Source organism: Chryseobacterium sp. DZ-32, from assembly GCF_059587025.1.
This window is the reverse complement of record NZ_JCAIOM010000001.1, coordinates 127,405-149,992: the sequence shown is the minus strand read 5'-3', so window position 1 is coordinate 149,992 and position 22,588 is coordinate 127,405. Positions and strand designations below refer to the sequence as shown.

At 37.7% G+C, this 22,588-nt stretch carries 23 protein-coding genes; 14 read left to right on the top strand and 9 right to left on the bottom strand.

The window, feature by feature from the left end; genetic code table 11:
* Positions 1–5 precede the first annotated feature (5 nt).
* On the top strand, positions 6–440 hold the full coding sequence (locus tag AC59HC_RS00640) for an META domain-containing protein (RefSeq protein WP_496557806.1): 435 nt from the start codon (positions 6–8) through the stop codon (positions 438–440).
* Between the two features lie 103 nt (positions 441–543).
* Here the strand turns inward: AC59HC_RS00640 and AC59HC_RS00635 are convergent, their stop codons facing one another.
* The 4 genes from AC59HC_RS00635 to AC59HC_RS00620 form a co-directional block, all read right to left on the bottom strand.
* On the bottom strand, positions 544–963 hold the full coding sequence (locus AC59HC_RS00635; protein WP_496557805.1) for a hypothetical protein: 420 nt from the start codon (positions 961–963) through the stop codon (positions 544–546).
* A 6-nt stretch (positions 964–969) separates the two neighbouring features.
* Positions 970–3,489, bottom strand: coding sequence for a beta strand repeat-containing protein (locus AC59HC_RS00630; RefSeq protein WP_496557804.1), 2,520 nt, complete (start codon positions 3,487–3,489; stop codon positions 970–972).
* Positions 3,490–3,495: 6 nt separating this feature from the next.
* A complete protein-coding gene (locus AC59HC_RS00625) occupies positions 3,496–3,969 on the bottom strand; it encodes a T9SS type A sorting domain-containing protein (RefSeq protein WP_227941226.1) in 474 nt (157 codons plus the stop codon).
* Between the two features lie 147 nt (positions 3,970–4,116).
* Entirely contained in the window at positions 4,117–4,824 is a 708-nt protein-coding gene (locus AC59HC_RS00620; RefSeq protein WP_227941225.1) for a LytR/AlgR family response regulator transcription factor, read from the bottom strand.
* Positions 4,825–5,017: 193 nt separating this feature from the next.
* Between AC59HC_RS00620 and hflX the strand changes: the two genes are divergently transcribed.
* The 9 genes from hflX to AC59HC_RS00575 all read left to right on the top strand — a co-directional run bounded on the left by hflX (position 5,018) and on the right by AC59HC_RS00575 (position 14,486).
* Entirely contained in the window at positions 5,018–6,241 is a 1,224-nt protein-coding gene (hflX, locus tag AC59HC_RS00615; RefSeq protein ID WP_062673053.1) for a GTPase HflX, read from the top strand.
* Entirely contained in the window at positions 6,241–6,876 is a 636-nt protein-coding gene (locus AC59HC_RS00610) for a DUF4919 domain-containing protein (protein WP_227941224.1), read from the top strand. Before hflX ends, AC59HC_RS00610 begins: the two co-directional genes overlap by 1 nt.
* Positions 6,877–6,896: 20 nt before the next feature.
* The gene (locus tag AC59HC_RS00605; protein WP_227941223.1) at positions 6,897–8,183 is read left to right on the top strand and encodes a cation:proton antiporter; all 1,287 of its coding nucleotides are present in this window, start codon (positions 6,897–6,899) and stop codon (positions 8,181–8,183) included.
* 6 nt (positions 8,184–8,189) lie between these two features.
* Complete coding sequence (locus AC59HC_RS00600; RefSeq protein WP_496557803.1) at positions 8,190–8,906, top strand: DNA alkylation repair protein; 717 nt, start codon at positions 8,190–8,192, stop codon at positions 8,904–8,906.
* 132 nt (positions 8,907–9,038) lie between these two features.
* Positions 9,039–9,707 carry a hypothetical protein gene (locus AC59HC_RS00595; RefSeq protein WP_496557802.1) on the top strand — a complete coding sequence of 223 codons (669 nt, stop codon included), beginning with the start codon at positions 9,039–9,041 and terminating at the stop codon, positions 9,705–9,707.
* 17 nt (positions 9,708–9,724) lie between these two features.
* Complete coding sequence (locus AC59HC_RS00590; RefSeq protein WP_496557801.1) at positions 9,725–11,743, top strand: hypothetical protein; 2,019 nt, start codon at positions 9,725–9,727, stop codon at positions 11,741–11,743.
* The gene (locus AC59HC_RS00585) at positions 11,744–12,982 is read left to right on the top strand and encodes a hypothetical protein (protein WP_496557800.1); all 1,239 of its coding nucleotides are present in this window, start codon (positions 11,744–11,746) and stop codon (positions 12,980–12,982) included. It begins immediately after the preceding gene.
* A gap of 28 nt (positions 12,983–13,010) precedes the next feature.
* Entirely contained in the window at positions 13,011–13,349 is a 339-nt protein-coding gene (locus AC59HC_RS00580) for a DUF6122 family protein (protein WP_202841947.1), read from the top strand.
* 66 nt (positions 13,350–13,415) lie between these two features.
* Positions 13,416–14,486, top strand: coding sequence for a calcium:cation antiporter (locus AC59HC_RS00575; RefSeq protein WP_496557799.1), 1,071 nt, complete (start codon positions 13,416–13,418; stop codon positions 14,484–14,486).
* Positions 14,487–14,582: 96 nt separating this feature from the next.
* Here AC59HC_RS00575 and AC59HC_RS00570 read toward each other — a convergent pair whose 3' ends face one another.
* Positions 14,583–14,963, bottom strand: a complete 381-nt coding sequence (locus tag AC59HC_RS00570; RefSeq protein ID WP_202841943.1) for a group III truncated hemoglobin — start codon at positions 14,961–14,963, stop codon at positions 14,583–14,585.
* 200 nt (positions 14,964–15,163) lie between these two features.
* Here AC59HC_RS00570 and AC59HC_RS00565 point away from each other — a divergent pair, with 200 nt between their 5' ends.
* The 4 genes from AC59HC_RS00565 (at position 15,164) to AC59HC_RS00550 (ending at position 18,410) form a co-directional block, all read left to right on the top strand.
* Positions 15,164–16,156: a hypothetical protein gene (locus AC59HC_RS00565; RefSeq protein ID WP_496557798.1), complete on the top strand. Its 993-nt coding sequence runs from the start codon at positions 15,164–15,166 to the stop codon at positions 16,154–16,156.
* Between the two features lie 271 nt (positions 16,157–16,427).
* Positions 16,428–17,399, top strand: coding sequence for an ion channel (locus AC59HC_RS00560; RefSeq protein WP_496557797.1), 972 nt, complete (start codon positions 16,428–16,430; stop codon positions 17,397–17,399).
* Complete coding sequence (locus AC59HC_RS00555; RefSeq protein WP_202841937.1) at positions 17,399–17,887, top strand: YkgJ family cysteine cluster protein; 489 nt, start codon at positions 17,399–17,401, stop codon at positions 17,885–17,887. Before AC59HC_RS00560 ends, AC59HC_RS00555 begins: the two co-directional genes overlap by 1 nt.
* Positions 17,888–18,107: 220 nt before the next feature.
* Entirely contained in the window at positions 18,108–18,410 is a 303-nt protein-coding gene (locus tag AC59HC_RS00550) for a hypothetical protein (protein WP_110009093.1), read from the top strand.
* 57 nt (positions 18,411–18,467) lie between these two features.
* On the opposite strand, the gene AC59HC_RS00545 is transcribed toward AC59HC_RS00550, so the two are convergent.
* The 4 genes from AC59HC_RS00545 to AC59HC_RS00530 all read right to left on the bottom strand — a co-directional run bounded on the left by AC59HC_RS00545 (position 18,468) and on the right by AC59HC_RS00530 (position 22,411).
* On the bottom strand, positions 18,468–18,821 hold the full coding sequence (locus AC59HC_RS00545) for an iron chaperone (RefSeq protein ID WP_202841929.1): 354 nt from the start codon (positions 18,819–18,821) through the stop codon (positions 18,468–18,470).
* 130 nt (positions 18,822–18,951) lie between these two features.
* The gene (gene gdhA, locus AC59HC_RS00540) at positions 18,952–20,310 is read right to left on the bottom strand and encodes an NADP-specific glutamate dehydrogenase (protein ID WP_062673086.1); all 1,359 of its coding nucleotides are present in this window, start codon (positions 20,308–20,310) and stop codon (positions 18,952–18,954) included.
* A gap of 190 nt (positions 20,311–20,500) precedes the next feature.
* Entirely contained in the window at positions 20,501–21,610 is a 1,110-nt protein-coding gene (gene dprA / locus AC59HC_RS00535) for a DNA-processing protein DprA (protein ID WP_496557796.1), read from the bottom strand.
* A 33-nt stretch (positions 21,611–21,643) separates the two neighbouring features.
* Positions 21,644–22,411: a rhomboid family intramembrane serine protease gene (locus tag AC59HC_RS00530; RefSeq protein ID WP_110009097.1), complete on the bottom strand. Its 768-nt coding sequence runs from the start codon at positions 22,409–22,411 to the stop codon at positions 21,644–21,646.
* Between the last annotated feature and the right edge of the window lie 177 nt (positions 22,412–22,588).

Genomic DNA, 22,588 nt, shown 5'->3' with positions numbered 1-22,588 from the left:
TTCACATGAAAAAGATACTATTACCACTTTTTACAGTTTTACTTTTAGGAGTTGTTTTGAACTGTTCTTCAGTACCCGCCAAAGATCCCTTTCTTCAAAGGCAATGGATGCTGGTTTCTTTTGATGGTTTTTCAAAAGACCAATTAATAGCTAATAAAGCCGAATTCAATCTGACAGCCAATAAGGTAAAGGGTAAAATTCAGGCGAGCTCTTATATGGGATGTAACCGGATGTCTTTTATGACTGAATTTAAAACAGGAGGAAAAGTGAAAATCTCAAAAGGGGTGAGTACAATGAAAGCCTGTCAGGATATGAATCTTGAAATGTCTTTTCAGAAGAAAATAGAAACGATGACTCATTATTCTATTGAAGGGCATTTTCTGACTTTATCCGATGATCTTGGAAATTCAATGAAATTTGTAGCTGCTGATTGGGATTAATGATGCTCCCTTACCATACAAAAGTCCGCCTTGAAGCGGACTTCTTTGTTTGAAAAATCTAGTTTGGTTATCAGCTTTTTGAGGTTATTAGCCTTTAGGGTTATTAGTTTTTGGGAATCGTTTTTTTTATTTCTTCCAGGGTTGCTGTGTTAGGCAGCCCGGTAACGGTCATTTTTGTGTTCCTAGAATTTGTAGTATTGTGATATGCCTGTCTGTTGGGAATTGTTTTTTTGAGGTCTTCAAGACTAGCTGTGTTGGGGAGGAGCTTGCCTGAATTGTCTGCAGCTGCTTTGGTTTTGGATTCCTGTTTTTTTACTTCAAGGCTTTGATCAGAGGCAAGACCTGAGTTTACAGTTTTCTTTTCATTATTTTCCTTAGCTTCCTGCATCAGTTTAGCCTGCTGTTCCTGTGCCTGTTTTACAACCAATGTCTGATCTTCCTCTGTCGGAGCTGCCTTTTTATTTTCCTGCGCATAGATAATAGTGCTTAAAAATAATAACGGGATAATGTATGCTATTTTCATGACGGTTTATTTTATGTTGACTAATACTTGAATTTTTCCAATCTCTTTTTGGTCATAATCCTGAAGTGCTTTTCCGATTACCTGACCAATTTTCACCTTTTTTATATTGGCTTTCATGGCAACACCTGCTTTAGATGAAGTTACCAGGAGATCCCCTCTTTTTATTTTTCCGTTTTCAAGGCATACTTTGGTTGGAATAACACCAATAACACCCATTGGCGCTTTATTGGAAATATCAATGTCGATGTGTTCTTCCGTAAGCAGTACCCCCGGTTTGGTAGCATACACTCCTGCAACAAGAGTAGAATAGGGCGTTGATGATTTTTCAACCGTTCTGTCTGCTTTTGTTGAGATAACAAGAATATCACCAGGTTCATATTCGGAAATGTTTCCTTTAACGTCAAAAGCTTCTGCAACGTCAGCACCACTGTTTTGTGTACCGCCATTGAAAAATCCTTTTCCGGTATTATCGATACGGGCAACATTTACGGTTCCCGGGTTTCCGGATTTGAACAGAGCCAAAGATCCTGCGCTGTGGGTTTCTACAGTAAGTGCAGGGTTCGTATTTGATGTATTAAAATTAACAAATCTGGCTGCCCGGCCATTACTAAAATTAGGAACCCATGCATAGATAGCGTTTCCTGTTCCATCTGCAGTGGTTTCTACACCATCTCCAGTGTTGGATGCATTAGCGGTGATACCATTACCGTTACCATCTGCAATGGCAATCAAGGCAGGACCGTTTCCGGCAGGATTGGAAGCGTGGAATAGACCTGCGTATCCTCCGGTTCCGGAAGATATTCCATAAATTCCTGCTGTGCCAAAGTTGGCAAACTGAGAATTGACTTCTCCTCTTACTGCAGGAGAGGTTCCGGTCACTTTATCTACCTTGAAATTACCTGCAATACCATTTCCAACAGTGGTTACAGTGATGACATCGCTGGTGTTTGATTCATTGAAAATATTAAATCTTCCTGCACGTCCTGTAGCAAAAGTAGGAACCCATGCATAAAGCGCATTTCCGGCACCATCAATATTGGTTTCAACCCCATTGCCGTCTTTACCCGCATTAGCTGTAATGGCGTTACCGTTACCGTCTGTCAAAGCGATCAGTGATGATCCGTTTCCGGCAGGATTGGAAGCGTAGAATAGTCCGGCTCGTCCTCCGGTTCCGGATGAAACACCAAAAATAGCGGCAGCACCAAAATTTCCAAAAATAGTATTGACTTCCCCTCTTACAGCAGCTCCAACACTATTGGTATTATTGAGTACAAAAGAAGCAGCATTGCCTTTGGTATTATCAGGGATGTTTCCATTTCCGTTAGATGCTACTTCAAAAGTATTGGCATCAGTATTTGTATTGTTGAAATTTTCAAATCTTCCCGCACGTCCGGTACTGTTATTTAAACCTACCTGACCGTAAACCCCGATACCCGTTCCGGATGTATTGGTCGCTACAAATCCTCTTACTCCATATCCGCCTCCGTCATTACGGCCTACGACTGCTCCGGCAATATCACTGGTGGTTCTGCCCACTATTGCTTCACCACCACCGTTGTTATCACCTACAACACCGGCGGAAGTCTGTGAGGAAGTTATTCCATGCAGCCCAAATCCGGCTCCTGTAGAACTTCTGACTCCGGCTCCGTTTCCTGAAGTGGTAACATTGATAACCGTGCCGTTTCCTACACTGGATGCACTAAGGGCAACATTATTATTCGCATTATTAAAGATTGAAATACTTGCGGGAATCCCGTTATTACTGGTAGCGGTAAGACCTGTGCCTGTATTACTGTTGGCGTAAACCCCGGTTCCGTTGGCGCTGGCATTACCATATACACCCAGTCCGTTCGGAGTAACACCATATACTCCCCAGCCGCTTCCGGCCTGGCTTCCGTAAACCCCGACTCCAAGTCCTCCTGTACCATTGTTAATACCACGTACAGCACTGGAAAATCCACCGGGAGAAGCACTGTTTACAATTCCTCTTACTGCAGAAATATTGGATGTGGTAGCATTACTTACTCCCTCAAGAGAAGTACCATCTCCATCGTTGATCAATGAAAACAGAGTCGAAGCATTATTAACAGTTGTGCTGTAAGGAATGGCAAAGCTTCCGCCGCCGCCTGCAGATTTGGCATACATTGCATAAGGAACACTTAACAGCTGGCTGGTTCCTACTATGGTATAGCTGGTTCCTCCGGCAGGATCTGTTTCTGTTTTTAGGTAATAGCTTCCTGCAGGCCAGTTGATGGTAGCGAATGTTCCTGTAAGTACAGTTCCGGTTCCTATTTCAAGGCTGATAAGTCCGTTGGCATTCGTATTTCCGGTGAGTCTTTCAGAGTAGACTGCGGCTCCGGCAGGAGATCCCTGTAGTATGCTTACTTTTACAGCAATAGCTTGATTGACTAATAGTTGTCCGGATCCGTTTCTCATGACAGCCTGGTAGCTCATTTTTTCCGGAGCCTGAGAAAGTCCCATAAAGAAACCTATCAGAATCCAAAACAGTGATAATATTTTTTTCATGGCATTTTATTTTTTAATGATTTTAAAAGTTTTGATATTTTCCCCATTTTGGGTAATTCTGATAATGTACATAGCAGAAGGAAGTGAGGAGAAATTAAGCTCAGATTTTGATTGTGAAATCTTATCTTTTTTTACTAGCTTGCCTTGAGCATCAAATAGCTGATATTCTGACCCTTTAAAATTATTTGAAGTAAAATCCAAATACAGATAATCTTTAAAAGGGTTAGGATATAGCAAAATGTCTTTGAGTTCAGAGGAATTTTCCAGAGTGGTAAGTGTGATGATTTCGTAAGGCTGTTGAACACCTTCGAGAACCTGTCCTGTTCCTTTTTCCAGGTAGGTTGTCTGGCCTACACTGTAAGAAACAAAACCATTAGCTGCTGATGCATCCAGCCCGGTTGCCAAAACTACAGATTGTGCGTGCAGTATGGGGATGGAAAAGACAGACAGAATAATACAGTAAATAGATATTCTTTCCATGGATAACAGTTTTGGTGATTAATAGATGTGTTTTGTCGGGGAATTTGGGAAGACTAAATTACCACCTATCTCCATTGAATGACAGGAAAATAGACCAACGGCAGAAATAATCGACCAATGGCACTGGTGAATTGTTATGATGTATTTTTAAGGATTAAAAAAGGAAAGATTGTCCTTGTAAGTTCGGCCAATAGGAAGTTTTATACGATGCGGAAGTTCTATTTCGTGACAGTTTTTTCCGCGGATAAGATGACGTGGGACAGCATAGCTTCTGTGTATTCTGACAAAAGAATTAAAAAAACTTTTTTGCAGAAGATTTCCCAGCGAATTTAAAATACAATGATTTTTTTCAAGTGTGATGATTCTGGTGTAATCTTTCAGAGCTTCCAGGTAAAGAATATCTTTCATTTTAATCTGAAAAATATGTCCACCTTCTTTTATTTTGATGCAGTTTTCTCCCACCATGGCATCATAGCATTCACATTTTTCTTTTACTTCAAAAAAATCAAAAAGCTTTTCCATGGAATAATGAAAGCGTTCTGCGGTAAGAGGTTTGGTAATAAAATCTAAAGTATTAATCTCAAAAGCTCCGGCTGCCAGTTCGGGATGAGAGCTTACGAAAATACAGGCAGGGATCTTATGGGCCAGCTTCCTGAACTCAAGACCGTTCATCCCCCTTAAATTGGTTTCGGTAATCAGGAGATCAACAGGAATGTCAAGATAGGGAACTGCTTTTTCTGCAGTATCGAAAGTGGCAACAATTTCAATGTTTTGATATTGCCTGATATAATGCTGAAGAACCAGCCTGTCCAGTTCATCATCATCAATAATCATACATTTGATATGGGTAACCATGATATTCCGGAGATTAGTTTTTGATTTAAATAATTAAAAATCAGAAATTTATTATATAAAGTTATTGATTTTTTATAAATCATTCATCAGTAAACTTAAATTTATATTAAAATATGTTATTAAATAAAAATTGATTTTGTTTTTTTTCTGAAAAATATTAACTTGTAAAAATCATAAACATAGACAGAACTTAATGTTAGAAAAGAAAGAACATAACTATGAGAAAGCTGTCCTGGTGGGTGTTATTACCCAGAATCAGGATGAAGAAAAACTGACGGAGTATTTGGATGAACTTGAGTTTTTAGCTTTCACAGCAGGAGCAACCGTACAAAAGCGCTTTACCCAAAAATTAACTCAGCCTGATTCCAAAACCTTTATCGGTAGCGGAAAAGCCATCGAGATAAAAGAATATGTAAAAGAAAACGAGATCGGAACCGTAATTTTCGATGATGAACTCTCTCCTTCACAGCTTAAAAACCTGGAAAGGGAAATGGAGGTTAAAATCCTGGACCGTACCAATCTTATCCTTGATATTTTTGCCCAGAGAGCACAGACTTCATATGCGAGAACTCAGGTTGAACTGGCACAATACCAGTATCTTTTACCACGACTGACAAGAATGTGGACCCACCTTGAGCGTCAGAAAGGGGGAATCGGGATGAGAGGTCCCGGAGAAACGGAGATTGAAACTGACCGTCGTATTATCCGTGACAGAATTACATTGCTGAAAGAGAAACTGAAAACGATAGACAAGCAGATGGCTACCCAGCGTAACAACCGTGGGAAAGTGGTTCGTGCAGCTTTGGTAGGATATACCAACGTAGGGAAATCTACCCTGATGAATTCCATTTCAAAATCTGAAGTTTTTGCTGAAAATAAATTATTCGCTACGCTGGATACCACGGTAAGAAAAGTGGTAATTGGAAATTTACCGTTTCTGTTGACAGACACCGTAGGGTTTATCAGAAAACTTCCTACTCAGCTGGTAGAATCTTTTAAATCTACATTGGACGAGGTTCGTGAAGCCGATCTTTTGATCCATGTGGTGGATATTTCTCACGAAAGCTTTGAAGATCATATAGAATCTGTTAATCATATCCTGATGGAAATCAACGCTCATCAGAAGCCAATGATCATGGTTTTCAATAAAATTGACGATTTCAGCTATGAGAAAAAGGATGAAGATGATCTTACGCCTTCAACCCGTAAAAATATTTCTCTTGAGGAATGGAAAAAGACGTGGATGGCAAAGTCAAAATATCCGACGGTTTTCATCTCTGCATTAACGAAAGAAAACTTCCCGGAAATGAAGAAAATGATCTATGATGAGGTCATGAAGATTCATATTTCCAGATTCCCATACAACGATTTTCTTTTCGAATATTTCGACAACGACGAAGAAGAAAGCAACAATTAATGAAGTATCACTTTTTCCTTTTATTCATCATGTTTTCGGTTTTTGGGTTCAGCCAGAAATCAAAAATTGATTTAAAAGCTATTGAGAAAAGTCTCAGGACTTCCGATTCGCCGTACAATTACGAGAAGCTTATTTTCAAATTTAAAGGATACCCAAAGTCTCTGGATAGTATAGAAGCTCAATATCTGTATTACGGAAGAAATTTTAGGAGCGATAAAATAAACACATCGGGAGACAGCTTTAAAAGTCTTGTAGAAGCCTTTAAGCAAAATAATTTTGCAGACTGTATCAAGCAGGGAAAAGCTTTGTATGGTAAAGATCCTACCAATCTGGATATTCTGTTGATCCTTCTTAGGGCTTACGACTCGGTAAAAGATGGAAATAACTTTGTACACCATCTGAATCAGTTCCGTACCCTTACCGAAGGAATAAGAAGTTCCGGAGACGGAAAATCCGAGAAAACAGCCTATATCGTCAATTCGGTAGGAGATGAGTATATTCTGCTCAACATTCTGAATATAGGACAGGATTATACCAGGAGTTCAAAAGCTTCTAAAGATGCGATGTTTGATATATGGGAAAAGGACGCGAAGCAGATTTATATCAAAATACTCTATTTGGAACTCACCAATTAATCTTAAAATAAAAACACTTAGTGGAATTATATTATTCATTTTCAGCATTAATCGTATTAGCATCAATATTTGCCTATCTTAACTATAGGTTTTTAAAACTTCCGAGTACCATCGGAATTATGGTCATTGCCATTGTGGTTTCTATTTTTCTGGTCCTGTTCGGAGAAACGGTTCTTCCCAGAACTTTCGGACATCTTCATAACCTGATGAACGGAATAGATTTTACAGAAGTTCTGATGGGTGCCATGCTTAATTTTCTGCTCTTTGCAGGAGGAATTCATATTAATATTAATGACCTGAAAGAACAGTTCAGACCTGTAGTAATATTTTCCACAGTAGGGGTTGTGATTTCTACTTTTGTAGTAGGATTTGGAATGTTTTATCTGCTTCCTTATGTGGGGGTTAAACTTCCTTTTATCTACTGTCTTGTTTTCGGTGCTTTGATTTCTCCTACCGATCCGGTAGCGGTTCTGAGTGTACTGAAGCAAGCCAATGTATCCAAATCACTGGAAACAAAAGTAGCCGGAGAGTCTCTTTTCAATGACGGTATGGCAGTTGTGGTCTTTACAGTGATTTTGCAGCTGGCGATCGGAAAAGAAGTGGATCTGAGTGTTGAAACGATAGGATTGCTTCTCCTTAAGGAAGCGGGCGGAGGTCTTTTACTCGGGGTGCTTTTAGGATGGGTTACTTCAAGGTTGATGCGTGAAGTGGATGATTATATTATTTCCGTATTAGTAACGCTTTCAGTGGTAATGGGAGGTTATCTTATTGCCCGTCAGATGCATATCTCAGGACCATTGACTATGGTGGCGGCAGGATTATTTATGGGAAATTTCAACAGAAGTTTCAAAATGAAGTCTGTTACCCAGGATTATCTGATCAAATTCTGGGAATTGATTGATGAAATTCTGAACGCGGTACTATTTCTGTTCATCGGATTTGAACTTTTGATGATTAAAGATCTCAGACATTTCATGATTCCGGGCTTAGTGGCCATTGTGGTGGTTTTGCTGGCAAGATTTATTTCGATCTGGGGACCTACAAAATTTACTTCCCTGAGAAGAAGTTTCAGCCCACAAACGGTGAAAGTGCTTGTTTGGGGAGGAATTCGGGGAGGAGTTTCCATTGCATTGGCGATGTCTATCCCTAAAAGTGAATACAGTGAAATTATTTTAAGTATTACCTACTGTGTTGTCGTATTCTCAATCATTGTTCAGGGACTTACCATTGCTAAAGTGGCCAATCCGAATAAGATTGCCAAAGAAGAAGAGGAGCAGGAAAATATTGCTGTAGAAGAAAACGCTTAAAATCATATGAGCATTGTTAAAGAAATACAGGAAGCGCTTGCTGTTTTATCCATTCCTGAAAAGGCTGAATTCTTTCCGAGATTTTTCAAAACAGGAAAAGGAGAATATGGCGAAGGTGATTTGTTTCTGGGCGTAAAAGTTCCGGATCAGCGCTCTGTTGCAAAAGAATATTACTCAAAAATAAGCTTAAAAGAACTCAGCACATTACTTTCTTCAACATATCATGAACATAGGCTGACAGCTCTTTTTATGCTTATTTTAAAATTTGAGAAAACAAAAGATAAGGCAGTAAAAGAAGAAGTGGTCGCTTTTTATCTGGATCATCTTCCTTATGTGAACAACTGGGATCTTGTAGATTCTACCTGCTATAAAATTTTAGGCAGATATGCTTTTGAAAATCAGAAAGAAAGCCTTCTTAAGCAACTCTCGGAATCTGATGAGATGTGGCATAAAAGGATTGCTGTTGTCGGAACAATGCATTATATAAAAAAAGGATCATTTGCTCTGACCAAAGAATTTGTGACCAGAAATCTGAAACATTCCCATGACCTGATGCACAAAGCAAATGGATGGCTGCTAAGAGAAATGGGAAATAAAAATGAAGGAGAACTGATCAGCTATCTGAATCTGTACTACAAAGAAATGCCCAGAACCTGCCTTCGGTATGCTATTGAAAAGCTGGATGAAGATCTTCGCCAGGATTATCTTAAAGGGCGTGTTTAAAAAATAATATACGGAAGCAATACCGTATTTTCCCCTGGAAAAGTACCGGGAAACAGCTATTTATGCCCAAAAAATCAAAGATTATAAGGATGTAAGGCCAGAATTAAGTAATTTTGTGCTTTTAACCTGATCATGAAAAAAATATTAAAACTATTTCTTCTTCTGCTTCCCCTGTTTTTTTTAACAAGCTGCTTCGATATCCTGGATAAGGTGAACTTAAAAGCTGATGGTACAGGAGAATATACCATTATTCTTAACGCAAGCAAGAGCAAAACAAGACTTGCTTCAATTTCTAAAATGGAGACCATCAACGGAAAAAAAGTTCCTAAAAAGTCAGAAATTGAAACTAAAATCAATGAGGCTGCCAGAATTTTTAAAGGAACTCCTGGAATCAGCAATGTGAAAACCTCCATGGATTTTGATAATTACATCATCAAGCTGAGCTGTAATTTCAAAAAGATTGAAAACATTAATGCAGGTCTGGAAAAACTGAAAGCCCAGAAAATATTGGGTAAAATGGTTCCAACCCAGGTTTACAGTCAGAATCTTGAAAAAAAGACCTTGACAAGGAATAAAGTCAATACTTTCAAAGCTGACTATGACAAGATGAGTAAGGCAGACAAAGAGGTTTTTACTGATGCGAAATATACTTCCATCATGCAGTTTGAAACTCCAGTGAAATCACAATCGAATACTACTTATGTGCTTTCTCCCAACAAAAAAGCTCTTAAACTGGAAGCTGATATTCTGGACCTCATCCTTCAAAAAAAGCAAATTCAAAATACCATTCTTTTTCAATAAATTTCTAAACTATAGTCATGAAATCTATCTTATTAAAAACGCAAACCATTATTTTCGTTCTCTTTGGCTTTACATTGGTTTTCGGCCAAAACAGTATGAAAATCCCTTCCGATGCTGTATTTTATATGGAAGTCAACGGAAAGCAGCTTAATAATAAAATCAACTGGAATAAACTAAATCCTTTGCTGCATGAGCTCAGCAAAAAGAGCAAGGAGAACCTTTCCTGGACAGATTATTCCAAAACAGGAATTAAATATGACGCTGTTCAATACCATTACGCAAGTTTTAATGATTCTATTAAGACCTACAATACTCATTTTATCATTGATAATAAAGAAAAGTTTCAGGAGTTCATTAACTCTGTGAAGAAAAAAGGACAGGACGTTTCCAGCAGAAAGAACTATTCTTATGTAGATATCAATGATGATATTTTTGTAGCGTGGAACGGGAGCCGTGCTGTTCTCAGTATGATCAGCTATACAAAACCTTATAAGGACCTTTGGGCAGAGGAAGCAGTTACAGACAGTACTGCTGTTGCAGTGGTAGACTCCGCTTACGCAGAACCGGGAGATACAGTGTATACCGAAGAACCGGAAAAACCTTTCGATTATAAAGAAGAAATTAAAAACCTGAAGGAAGATATCAAATACCTGAAAGAAAGTATTAAAGAAAACAACAACGAGATTGCAAGAATCCAGAAAGATATCAAATACCTGGAAAAACATCATAAATATCCTGCAGAGAAAGAAAGTGCTGAGAATTCTGAAAATGGAGAGGAAATGCCTGATGCGGAATATGATGAGGAAGAAAATAAAGCCTATCAGAAAGAGCAGGACTCTATAAGGAGAGAAAATTTCAAGGTTGTTAAAAAGAACGCTGAAGATCGTTTCGACCAATATTTCAGTTCAAACTTAGAGATTGACGTTCCAAAAGAAATGCTTTCATTCAGAGATGCCAATTCTGATGTTTTTGTGTACACAGACTATGGAAGAATTGTAAATGACGGCATCTATGGAAAAATGACGAAGTATTATGGCTACGGACAGTTTTTCAAAAACATGTACAACTCCAATTATGTATACAATCTGTATTTCGATAAAGATAAAGTAAGACTGGTTAATAATTATCAGCACAAAAATGCTGACATTCAAAAGAATATTTCTGCCATTTATAAAGGGAAGAAAAACAAAAAACTGCTGGAGCTGATCAATGAGAAAAGTGTCGGCTACTATGCCATGAATGTGAATGGGGCAAAATGTTTCGACATGATGTACAGCCTTCTTCAGAATTCCGGAGAAAATGAGTACAAAAAAGAAATGGAACTGATCATGGAAACTATGAAGATAGTGCTGGATGAAGAAGCCATTGCTAAAATTGCACCCGGAAACGGAATCTTTGTTTTGAATGAATTGAAATCCAAAACCGTAGAATATACCGATTATGAATATGATGCAGATTTCAATGAAAAAGAAGTAAAGAAAACCAAAGAAATTGCTGTTCCTAACTTCACTTTTGCTTTTGCAACAGAGAATGAAGGCTATTGGAATCGTATTTTTGATATGCTGACCACCAATAAAAAGTTTTCTGAAAGATTCTCTAAAAAAGGAAATGTATACACCTTTAAGGAAGAAAAAAACGGCGGCTATGTTGATCAGTTATTCTTTACTGTGAAAGATGGAGTAGTGTATCTTATGAGTTCAGCAGATAATAATTTACCGGTAAACCAATCTGATATTTCCAGAAAATGGGCAAAAGACTCCGCTAAATATCCATTGTCCGGCAGACTGGATATCCAGAAGCTTTTAACAGGGTTAGACAAAGAATTCAAAACTCCGAAAGAAAGAAAAACATTAGAGGCGATCAAAAAAAATGTAGGAGAGTTGTATTATAAAACGGAAGTAAAAGGAGAAAGCATCCAGACTGAGATGAATTATAAGATCAAAGATTCTTCAGAAAATAGCTTAATGTATTTCTTTGATATATTCGATCAGGTTTTTAAAACAAAAGAAACAGAAAAGAAGCCTCAAATTTTATAGATGAACAAAAAGAAGATTATTGTCCCGTTATTTTTATTGCTGGCTGTCGCTGTATATTTTCTGGTTTTTTACAAAAATAAAACGCTGAAATATATTCCCGATAATGCAGATGCAGTCGTCTTAATCGACACGAAGAAATTAACGGGACACTACCTCTTCAGTTTAGTAACCCATCCTTCAAAATGGTCCGGAAGCAAAGCAAAGAGTAAAAGCTCCGGTTCACTGAAAGATTTAGGAATCAGAATTCCGGATTTTCTACAGATATTTCATATTAAAGACACTAAATTTTCAGAATGGTACAGTGTTTTAGAGCTTAAAGATTCGCAAAAATTCATTACCTGTTTAAAGAAACAAAACTTTGTGGCCAAAGGAAATAACCTTTTTCAGAAAGATCAGTTTTTCTTTATGATCAACGGGAACCATTGCATTGCAGGAACTTCTGACCTTGCTTTTGGAACCATTCAGAAAAAACTTCTCCACCAATCCGGACATCCTGTTTGGGAGGCAGGCCGTTTTATTCAAAATACAGTGGGAAGCATTTCATTCATTTCAGGGCAGAAAATCCGAAACTTTTCCATTGAGCTAAATGAGGATGAAATTGAAATCAATAATAATTCAAATCCGGAGATTTTTAATACGATTGCTTCAAAATTTGAGAAAGGAAATCATTTTCTGGAACTTGAATTAGACAGAGAAAACATCAGGAATTTTACCCGTTTTTTCAAAAAAAGTATAGCAGATTCTTCACAGATAACATCTTTAAAGGCTGCTGCAGATCTTAGACAGATCAATGATACCATCGTCACGTATGAATATGATGATAATTTTAATGAAGTTGAAAGAAAGACGGTTCAAAAGATCACTCAGCCCAGCTATATGATCGATATTCTGAGTAATGATCCTGAGAAAACCTGGCAATATTTCCAGTCTGAAAAATGGATCAACAACGAAAATCAATTTACTGCAATTCCCTTTCAACCTAACAAAATCACGTCAAATAATAAAGGAGTTACGATAAAATCAACCCGGAATCCGATATCATTATCCAGTCGGTTAAAGCAAAATTATATTATGATCAGAAATAATGCTTTGCTGTATTCTTCTTTGAAAATGCTGAGAGCCAGTGAAAAAAAGATCATATCGGATATAGATTATGTATTCTATGGAAATCAGTCTGGTCATTATTGGCTAAAAATAAAAGCGAAGAAAGGAGAATTACCCTTAATTTTACGGTGGTAAGCATAGAAACCGAATAAAATTTTCTTAAATGGCTCCATCAGATATCGCATTGCTCAAAACTTTTACGCATTATTTTTTGCATCTTATTTTTCCGGTCTTTATTGCATTGATTTTTTATCGAAAAAACTGGAAAAAGGCATATTTTATTCTTCTTGCTACCATGCTGGTAGATCTTGATCATCTTTTTGCCAATCCAATTTTTGATCCTTCAAGAGGAAGCATAGGATTTCATTTCCTACATTCTTATTATGCCATTGCGGTGTATTTTTTGCTGCTGTTCTTTAAAGGAAATATCAGGATCATAGGAATCGGGCTTCTGTTCCATATGTTCACAGATTATCAGGATTTTAACTTCTGGCCTCATTAAAATATTATTAATATTTTCTTTTAATATTGAAATTATTATAGATTTTTTGTATTTTGTAGTCACGATATGAGACTAAGAGAACTTTTACATTATACCTATATTTTTCCTATTCTGGCAGTAGGATACTACTTTTCCGGTTTGATGGGAAGTGGTGTTCTTTATGATGTGCTTGCCGGTGTTTTATTAATTGGAAGTGTTTTATCTGCAGTACATCATGCTGAAGTGGTAGCTCATAAAGTAGGAGAACCTTTCGGAACGATTATCCTGGCTCTTTGTATCACCATTATTGAAGTGGCACTTATCATCTCGCTGATGGTTGCCGGCGGAGATCAGGCGATCACGCTGGCCAGAGATACGGTTTTTGCTGCTGTAATGCTTATTCTTAATGGAATTCTCGGAATATGTATTCTGGTAGGCGGCGTTAAATATCACGAGCAGTTCTTTGCAAGGACTTCAGCAACCACTTATCTGGTGAGTATTGTTTCCATCCTGGTACTTACCCTTGTTCTTCCCAATTTTACATCAAGTGTCAACGGACCATTCTATAACGAAGCACAGCTTATTTTTATATCCATAGCATGTCTTGCCATTTACGGGGTTTTCCTGATGGTGCAGACCGTTCGCCACAGAAGCTATTTTATTGTTCCTGACGAGCATCCTGAGGAACATTATATTCCTTCGATATCAAAAACCCTTATCAGCTTTATTTTTCTGGTAATTTGTCTTGTTATTGTCGTGCTGATGGCGAAAGGGTTATCCGATACCATAGAAGGAATGGTGCAAAGCCTTGGAGCTCCGAAATCTCTGGTGGGAGTCATTATTGCTGCCGTGGTTCTTCTTCCTGAAGGGGTGGCAGCGATCCGTGCTGCAAGAGCCAATCAGATCCAGTCCAGCTTAAATCTGGCATTGGGTTCTGCGCTGGCAAGTATTGGTCTTACTATTCCTGCGGTTTCAGTAGTGTGCATCATGTACAATATTCCACTTGTATTAGGATTGGACAAAAAAGACATTATTCTGCTTTCTTTATCCGTATTTATTGTAATGCTTTCATTGAGCCGGGGTAAGACAAACATCCTTTACGGAACTGTTCTGCTGGTGAATCTGGCAGCCTATATCTTTACAGTGATTGTTCCATAAAAAGAAAAAGTACAAAATTACATATCTGTCTATCTGTGAAATCAGTCCAGGAATTTTACCTCGATATCTATATCCCGTACCCCGAATCCCGTATCACTACAATCTTCTCGCCAGCTCCATTTTGAAAGCCATCAGTTTTGCTATATTCTCTGACTTGTAAATCGCCATGTCAGCATTTTCCCCTACGAAGTTTTCCTCAATAGTGCTGCGCCAAAGTTCCAGCCATCGGTCAAAATGTTTCTGTTCCATAGCCTGTATCTCGTTAATCGGGAAGTGTACACCCATTGGATTTCCTTTATAAGTCATCTGTCCGAAAAGGATAGACTCCCAGAAAGAATACATTTTAGGAAGATGCTGATCCCAGTCTACCTTAGCGATATCATTAAAAAAGAAACCAATAGTTTCATCTTTAACAACTTTGTTGTAAAATGAATTGACAAGGTGTTCAATATCTTCTCTTGATTCAAGCTTTTTCATAGTTCAAAGTTAGTACAATTCGTATTAAAAATTTCAGTCGGGAAATTGATAAATTTCATGTAAACAGTATTTTAGAGCACAACATAAAATAATACAATGAAAAATTATGAAAGATTAAAATTTGATTAATTCGCAAAAAAACGCCTGAAAAGAATTCATTTTTTGTAAATTTAATTATTAAACACTAAAAAATTATTAAAATGATCAAAAAAATCAATTCTATTTGTATTCTCTTACTGATGTTTTCGGTATCATGTTCAAGAGATGAAGTGAGTACTATGAATGATGATTCAGAAAAGGTAAATTATTCTGAAGTAAAGAAATCACAATTGACTGAGGCAGAGATGCTTCAACAAGGCTGGAAAATTGTAGATGAGTTTAAATTGCCAGGTAGCAATAGTTTGGGTGCGAACTCTACTTCGCCTGATGAAGAACGCGAAATCCCTTTCAAGGCAAATCACCTGAAAGATATGGGATATGATGTAAGTTATTCGGGAGAAAGAACAAGGTTGAAAAACGTTTTCGCTTACTCTGGCCAGATTCCGGATGGAATTATATTTAATCCAGACCTTTCTGTAGATGGAGATGCACGGAATATCGCTCCAAACCCAAATGTTTCCATTGTTTTGGGAACTCCTGAGGTAACTATAAAAACAGACGGTGCAGATCTACCGGACAATGCCTATACTACGGAGGCAATTAACAATGGAGACAGAGAAAGTGAAATTACAGTAACCTATTCTTATAAAAAGGGATATTCTACGTCCTGGAAACGTACTGTATCGGGCTCATTTGAAGTGGCAGCTTCAGTATCCGTTGATATTCCACTGGTTGCAAAAGCTTCAGCAAGCACAAAAGTTGTGGTGGGAGGAGATACAACGGAAGGTACGGAAAATTCTGAAGAAATTACCGAAACCAGCAGCTACAAGACCATTGTGCCCGCTCATTCTAAAAAAACAATTTCTGTCCTTACAAAATTGAAGGGATCATCCGTTGAATACTTTGTACCGATGAAATTAAAAGGAAGATTACAGGCGAACTTTCCTTCTCCCGTAGATGGCCATTATTATTGGGCTTTTCCTATCGAAAGCTTTCCAGATTTTCTTACCAATATACATGGAGAGTCAGGAATCGTAAAATCTGTCAGCAATGTAAGTGTTACGGTAATGGAATCACCTGCGCAAAGGATTTAAAAGTACTTTAATATACATTAAAAAAACAGCAGAAATTCTGAATGTCTGCTGTTTTTTGTGTTTTGTTATCTGGACAAAGTTCAATTAAACCACTGAGAAAGCCATCTGCCATCTGAATAGTAAAGTTTAAAAATGATTACTAAAAAGCATTGATATCTTAATGGATTCTATTCTTAACTTTGCTTTTTATATGTTGAAAGAATGAGCAGATTATTAAGGGGCTTATGGGTAGCGGACAATCATAATATAATAAAGTCAAAATGATTACAAAATGACAGGAGGATTCAGAAAGAAAATCCGTCAGAAAAATGCGGAAAACAGTGGTTTCGGAACCAATGCATCCGGAAGATTTATCAATAAAGACGGCCTCCCGAATGTTCAGAGAAGGGGAGTGAATGTTTTTAACAGGCTAAGCTGGTACCACACCATGCTGAATCTCTCCTCATTCCGTTTTATATCTTATCTGGTTATCGCTTATATTATCATTAATCTTTTGTTTGCAATGATTTATTATCTGATTGGTGTAGAGCATCTTACCGGAATTGATAAGAGTGATCCGCTCAATGAATTTATCGATGTCTTTTTCTTCAGTTCCCAGACATTTACTACGGTTGGATATGGCAGAATAGCTCCTGTAGGCTTTTTGGCAAGTCTTGTAGCCACTTTTGAAGCTTTTCTGGGATTGCTTACCTTTGCTATTGCAACAGGGCTTTTCTACGGAAGATTTTCAAGACCCCGGGCATATCTTAGATTTTCGGATATAGCGCTTATCGCTCCTTTTCAGGAATCTTCAGCATTAATGTTCAGGCTTGCTCCCTATAAAAACAATGCATTGACGGATGCAGATGTAATTGTATCAGTGGCTATAGAAGTAATAGAAAACGGAATCGCCAAAAGCAATTTTTACCGGCTTACAACACAGATGAGCAAGATCAATACACTGGCGCTCAACTGGACTGTAGTGCATAAAATTGATGAAAACTCTCCGTTTTATGGCTTTTCCGAAGAGGATTTTAAAAATACGGATATTGAGCTTATTGTGCAGGTTCGCGCATTTGATGAAGTATTTTCAAACACGGTGGTTCAAAGATCTTCATATACAACGGGAGAAATTGTATATGGGGCCAAATTTGTTCCGATGTATTATCCAAATAAGGAAAACCTTTCAACAGTACTGGATCTGGATAAAATCAATGAATATAAGAAAGAAGAGCTTCCGGAATCAGTGAGAAATAAAGAATAATGGATTTAGATTTTTATAAAAAACAAGCGATACAAAAGCAGAAAGAGCACAAGAAATTTCTGGACGGATTGAAGAAAAAACCGCCCAAAAATCTCGACTATGTAGTGCAGGAAACCCACGATGAAGTTTTTGAGGAAATTGATTGCCTGCAGTGTGCCAATTGCTGCAAAACAACAGGCCCGCTTTATACTGAAAAAGATATTGAGCGAATTGCCAAACATCTCAGAATGAAGTCCGCAGACTTTGAAGCAAAGTTTTTAAGAGTGGATGAAGATAATGACAAAGTGCTGCAAAATCTTCCCTGCTTTTTTCTGAACAGTGATAATACATGCTCTATCTACGACGTAAGACCGAAAGCCTGTCGTGAATATCCTCATACAGACCGTAAGAAGATTTATCAGATCAATAACCTGATGCTGAAAAACACGGTAATCTGCCCGGCTGCATTTGAATTCGTAGAAAAGATGATGAAGAATATAGTGAAGTAACTTTGCAGGAAGAGGGAAGATGGGGCTGAGAACTCTTCTCGTTGGTTATTTCTACTCTAAAAAACTTGCAGTTTCAAGCGCTACTCTTCCAGTCAGTTCAACCGGACTCATTTTTGCAAATTCCTCTTAAATAATTATAAAGTACGTTAAATAAGCTTTTTACGCATAATTTTCTAAATGATGCTTCGTTTAAGTTAAACAATCATTTAAATATTACATTATGAAAAAGTTATTTTTAACAGCAGCGTTTACATTAGTCGGAGTAATCGCAGTATCAGCACAGTCAACACCACAAAAGCCAGCCGATACTTCTACTAATAACCCTACGACAACTCAAACCCAACAAACGAATACGCAGACTACAAGTCCTGCGGATCCAAAGAATCAACAGGACAAATCACCTGCCACTACAATGGAAACTGCACCGGCAACTGATCCGTCAGTAAGTACAACACCTACTGATGCAACAAAGCCTGCAGATACTCCTAAAGAGGAAAAGAAAGACAAAAAGAAGAAAAAGTAAGCACTTTAGCAAACACTAGTCGGATCCTGAAATCTTGTATTTCAGGATTTTTTTTGTTCAAATTTCTTGTGCCCTGAACAGGATGATCTTAATGATCAGATCGAGCGGAAGATTTTCATGAATTGGAAATTGCACGGCTCCTTTAGAGAATTTATATTTTCTCTCTTTAAAATCTGTTTCAAAAGTACGGATGCCTTCAGCTCCCGGATAGAATCCGATATGCTTTTTATATCCGGCAAAATAAACCAAAGGTTTTCCTCTGTACCGGAAGGCGGGCATCTGATACCCAATATATTCTTCAATATCCGGAACCTGTAGATGGATTACTTTTCTAAGTTCTTGAAGCTTCTTCTGTACTTCTACCGGAAACAGAAGAATATATTCATCAATATTTGTAAAGGTGTTTTGCATGATATAAAAATAAAAAAAGCACTGCATATAGCAGCGCTTTCTCCTTTCACTTTTTACTTTTTTCCCATTATCCCGGGAACAGGCTATATCAAAAAAGGTCGGGATTTTTTCCCAACCTTTGTTTTTTTTGTTACACCACTCCTTGAGCCAACATTGCTTCTGCTACTTTTACGAAGCCGGCAATATTTGCACCTTTTACATAGTTTACATAACCGTCTTCGTCTTTTCCATAGTCTCTGCAAGCTTTGTGGATACCGATCATGATTTCCTTTAATCTTGCGTCAACTTCTTCAGAAGTCCAGTTCAGACGGATAGAGTTCTGGGTCATTTCTAATCCTGAAGTCGCAACACCTCCAGCATTGGAAGCCTTACCAGGAGAGAATAATACTTTATTGTCTAAGAAATAGTTGATCGCATCTAGTGTAGAAGGCATGTTAGCTGCTTCAGTTACACAGATACATCCGTTTTCAACTAATTTTCTTGCATCATCTAAATCTAATTCGTTTTGAGTTGCAGAAGGGAAGGCAACATCACACTTCACATCCCAAGGACGTTTTCCGGCATGGAACTCAGCAGATGGATATTTTTTAGCATAGTCTTCAGCTCTGTTGTTTCCTGAAGATCTAAGTTCTAATAAATAATCGATCTTTTCTCCGCTGATACCATCTTTATCGTAGATATATCCGTCAGGACCAGAGATTGTTACAACTTTAGCACCTAATTCTGTTGCTTTTTTGATCACTCCCCACGCTACGTTTCCGAAACCTGATACCGTTACGATTTTATCTTTGAAATCCTGTCCGATCGTTTTAAGCATCTGCTCAGCGAAGTATACTACACCGTATCCTGTAGCTTCAGGACGGATTAATGAACCTCCATACGCAAGACCTTTTCCTGTAAGAACACCGGTAAATTCGTTTCTGATTTTCTTGTATTGTCCGAATAAATATCCGATTTCTCTTGCTCCAACACCGATATCTCCTGCAGGTACGTCTGTTTCAGGACCGATGTGCTTGCATAATTCTGTCATGAAAGCCTGGCAGAAACGCATTACTTCCATATCAGATTTTCCTTGTGGATCAAAATCTGAACCTCCTTTACCTCCTCCCATTGGAAGAGTTGTCAAAGAGTTTTTGAATACCTGCTCGAAAGCAAGGAATTTAAGAACGGATAGGTTTACAGTAGGGTGGAAACGGATTCCTCCTTTGTATGGTCCAATAGCAGAGTTCATTTGAATTCTGAAACCTCTGTTAACCTGAATTTCTCCTTTGTCATCAACCCATGGAACTCTGAAAATAATAATTCTTTCAGCTTCAGCCATTCTTTCAAGCAGCTTCATTCCGGTATATTCTTTTTTAGTAGCAATGAATGGAATTACGGTTACGGCAACTTCTTTTACAGCCTGTAAAAATTCCGGTTCGTTAGGATTTTTTGCTTCAATTTTTGCAATAAACTCTTGGATTTTCTGGTCAATATTATATTGTTCCATATATTAAGGTTGAATATTATTGTCAACAAATTTAATTTTTTTTTCAAGATTCACAACACTATATTTTAACATTGTTAAAAATTAAATAATAATGTTTCGTAATATTATTAAATTAATAATTTATGTTCAAATTTTATTAAAAATGAAATGTTATGTGTGAAATAATGCAGTATTAAGAAATCGTTAAATCTTAAATTGCGATGAATTGCCTCCCGGAAAATGATTTTACTTTCCCTAAAAGTTCCAATTCCAAAATTATTGGTAAGATTTTGTGGGTAGGAAGATCAATTTTCTGTGCCAGATCATCTAAAGAAATCTGAGGCTGGTCTTTAACAGATTGATATATTAAATTCTGATTGTCAGATAATTGGAGAATAGTCTCGCTATAAGGAAATAACTCTTCCATTTTTTCTTTGGGTTCATTTAACCCAAGGAGTCCGATAAGGTCTTTCACGGTAGAAATGGCTGTCGCTTTATTATGGAAAATCAGCTGATTACAACCCTGGCTGGAGCTGTCCGTAATTTTGCCGGGCAGGGCAAAAACATCACGGTTATAATCATTAGCAAAGGCTGCTGTGCTTACAGAGCCTCCTCCAAAACCGGTTTCCACTACAATCGTTGCCGGAGATATTCCTGCCACAATTCTGTTTCTCTGGATGAAGTTTTCCCGATCCGGTTTTCTGGATGAACTAAACTCTGTGATTAATGCACCACCTTCCAGTAAAATTTTTTCAGATAGTTTTCTGTTTTTGGCAGGATATAAATATTTAAAACCATGGGCAAGAACAGCCACGGTAGGTTTTTGATGACGAATAGACTGTTCGTGAACCTCTTTGTCGATTCCCAAAGCGAGACCGCTCACCGTTATATATTTTGAAGATTGTGTCGCTTCGAAAAAATCGTCAAGGAATTGTTTCCCATACGCTGTCATATTCCGGGTTCCTACAATACTTACCTTAGGTTGTATATTTTCAATATTCCCTTTTTGATACAGGATGGCCGGTGCATCATTACATTCGTTAAGCAAGGAGGGCGTTTCTTTAAGGTGTTTCAGCCTGATTTGAATATTATTTTTTTCGCAAAAATTTAATTCATCTTCTGCAAATTCCAAATGAGATGTATTTCCAATATCTGAAACTGTTCTCTGTCCTATGCCATCAAGTTTTTTATACTCTTTTTTTGCTCTCTTCCAGGCCTCCTGAGCACTTCCGAAAGTATGGACAAGCTTATGAAAATGGATATCGCCAATCTGGCTGCACTCGCGGAGGGCGATGGCATAAAAGTATTCTTCGGAATTCATGTGTGTTTTTTTTCAAATGTAATGAAATAAGTTTTATCTTTTTCTTAATTCATCCAAATGATCCCAGATGTCATCTTTTTTCTTGTAGGGAAGTTCCATAAAATCTTCAGGATGATTTTCCCTGTATTCCTGCCATAATTTATCATCCTTTTCGCTGTAATAATTCGGAAACTCCCAGATAAATTTTTTCTTCTTTTCTCCCACATTTTTAAAGGCAAAGGCGATAATACTGCCTACTACAGCTCCGGAAAGATGGGCCTGCCATGAAATTTTACTTGGTTCCTGCATGTTGTAGAACAGTTCTTCAGGTAGCATTCCCCATACCAGACTGCCATAATAAAGTACAACAAGCATTGAAATTGTAAGAAGTTTTGTATTCCATTTAAAAACTCCGCTGAAGAAAAGGAAAAAGGCAAGAACATAAACCACACCGCTGGCCCCGATGGTGCAGGTGTACATATATTCACCGGTGAGGATATCAATAGGAGGAAGAAGCCATACCAAAAGGCCTGTTGCCAGCCAGCCGATAATAAAGACTTTATTGGCAACTACTGGATAAAACTGATACAGCAAAAACATAAGTGCTGCTATCGGAATGGAGTTTCCTATAATATGATCGATATTTCCATGTAAAAGGGGAGATGTAACAACACCAAGCAATCCTTCAGGCAGAAGAGGAATAATGGCTCCAAAACAGCTTTGAAAGAAGCCCTGCATTTGTAAAAAGTACCCGAACCACATTGCTGAAAGCATCAGCAATGGATAGATAACCGCTCTTTTGGAAATTACATTTTTGAACATGTGGATTTTACGTCAAATCAAAAGCCAATGATAAATTTCGGAAAATTTGTCGATGAATAAGTTTCTACCGGCCTGATTTTAAGACAAAAGGTATTAAATTTAACTTTTGAACTCATTATTTGGCATTGATTTTATAGAAATATCTTGTTATGAGGTAATTGAACTTTATAGAAATTG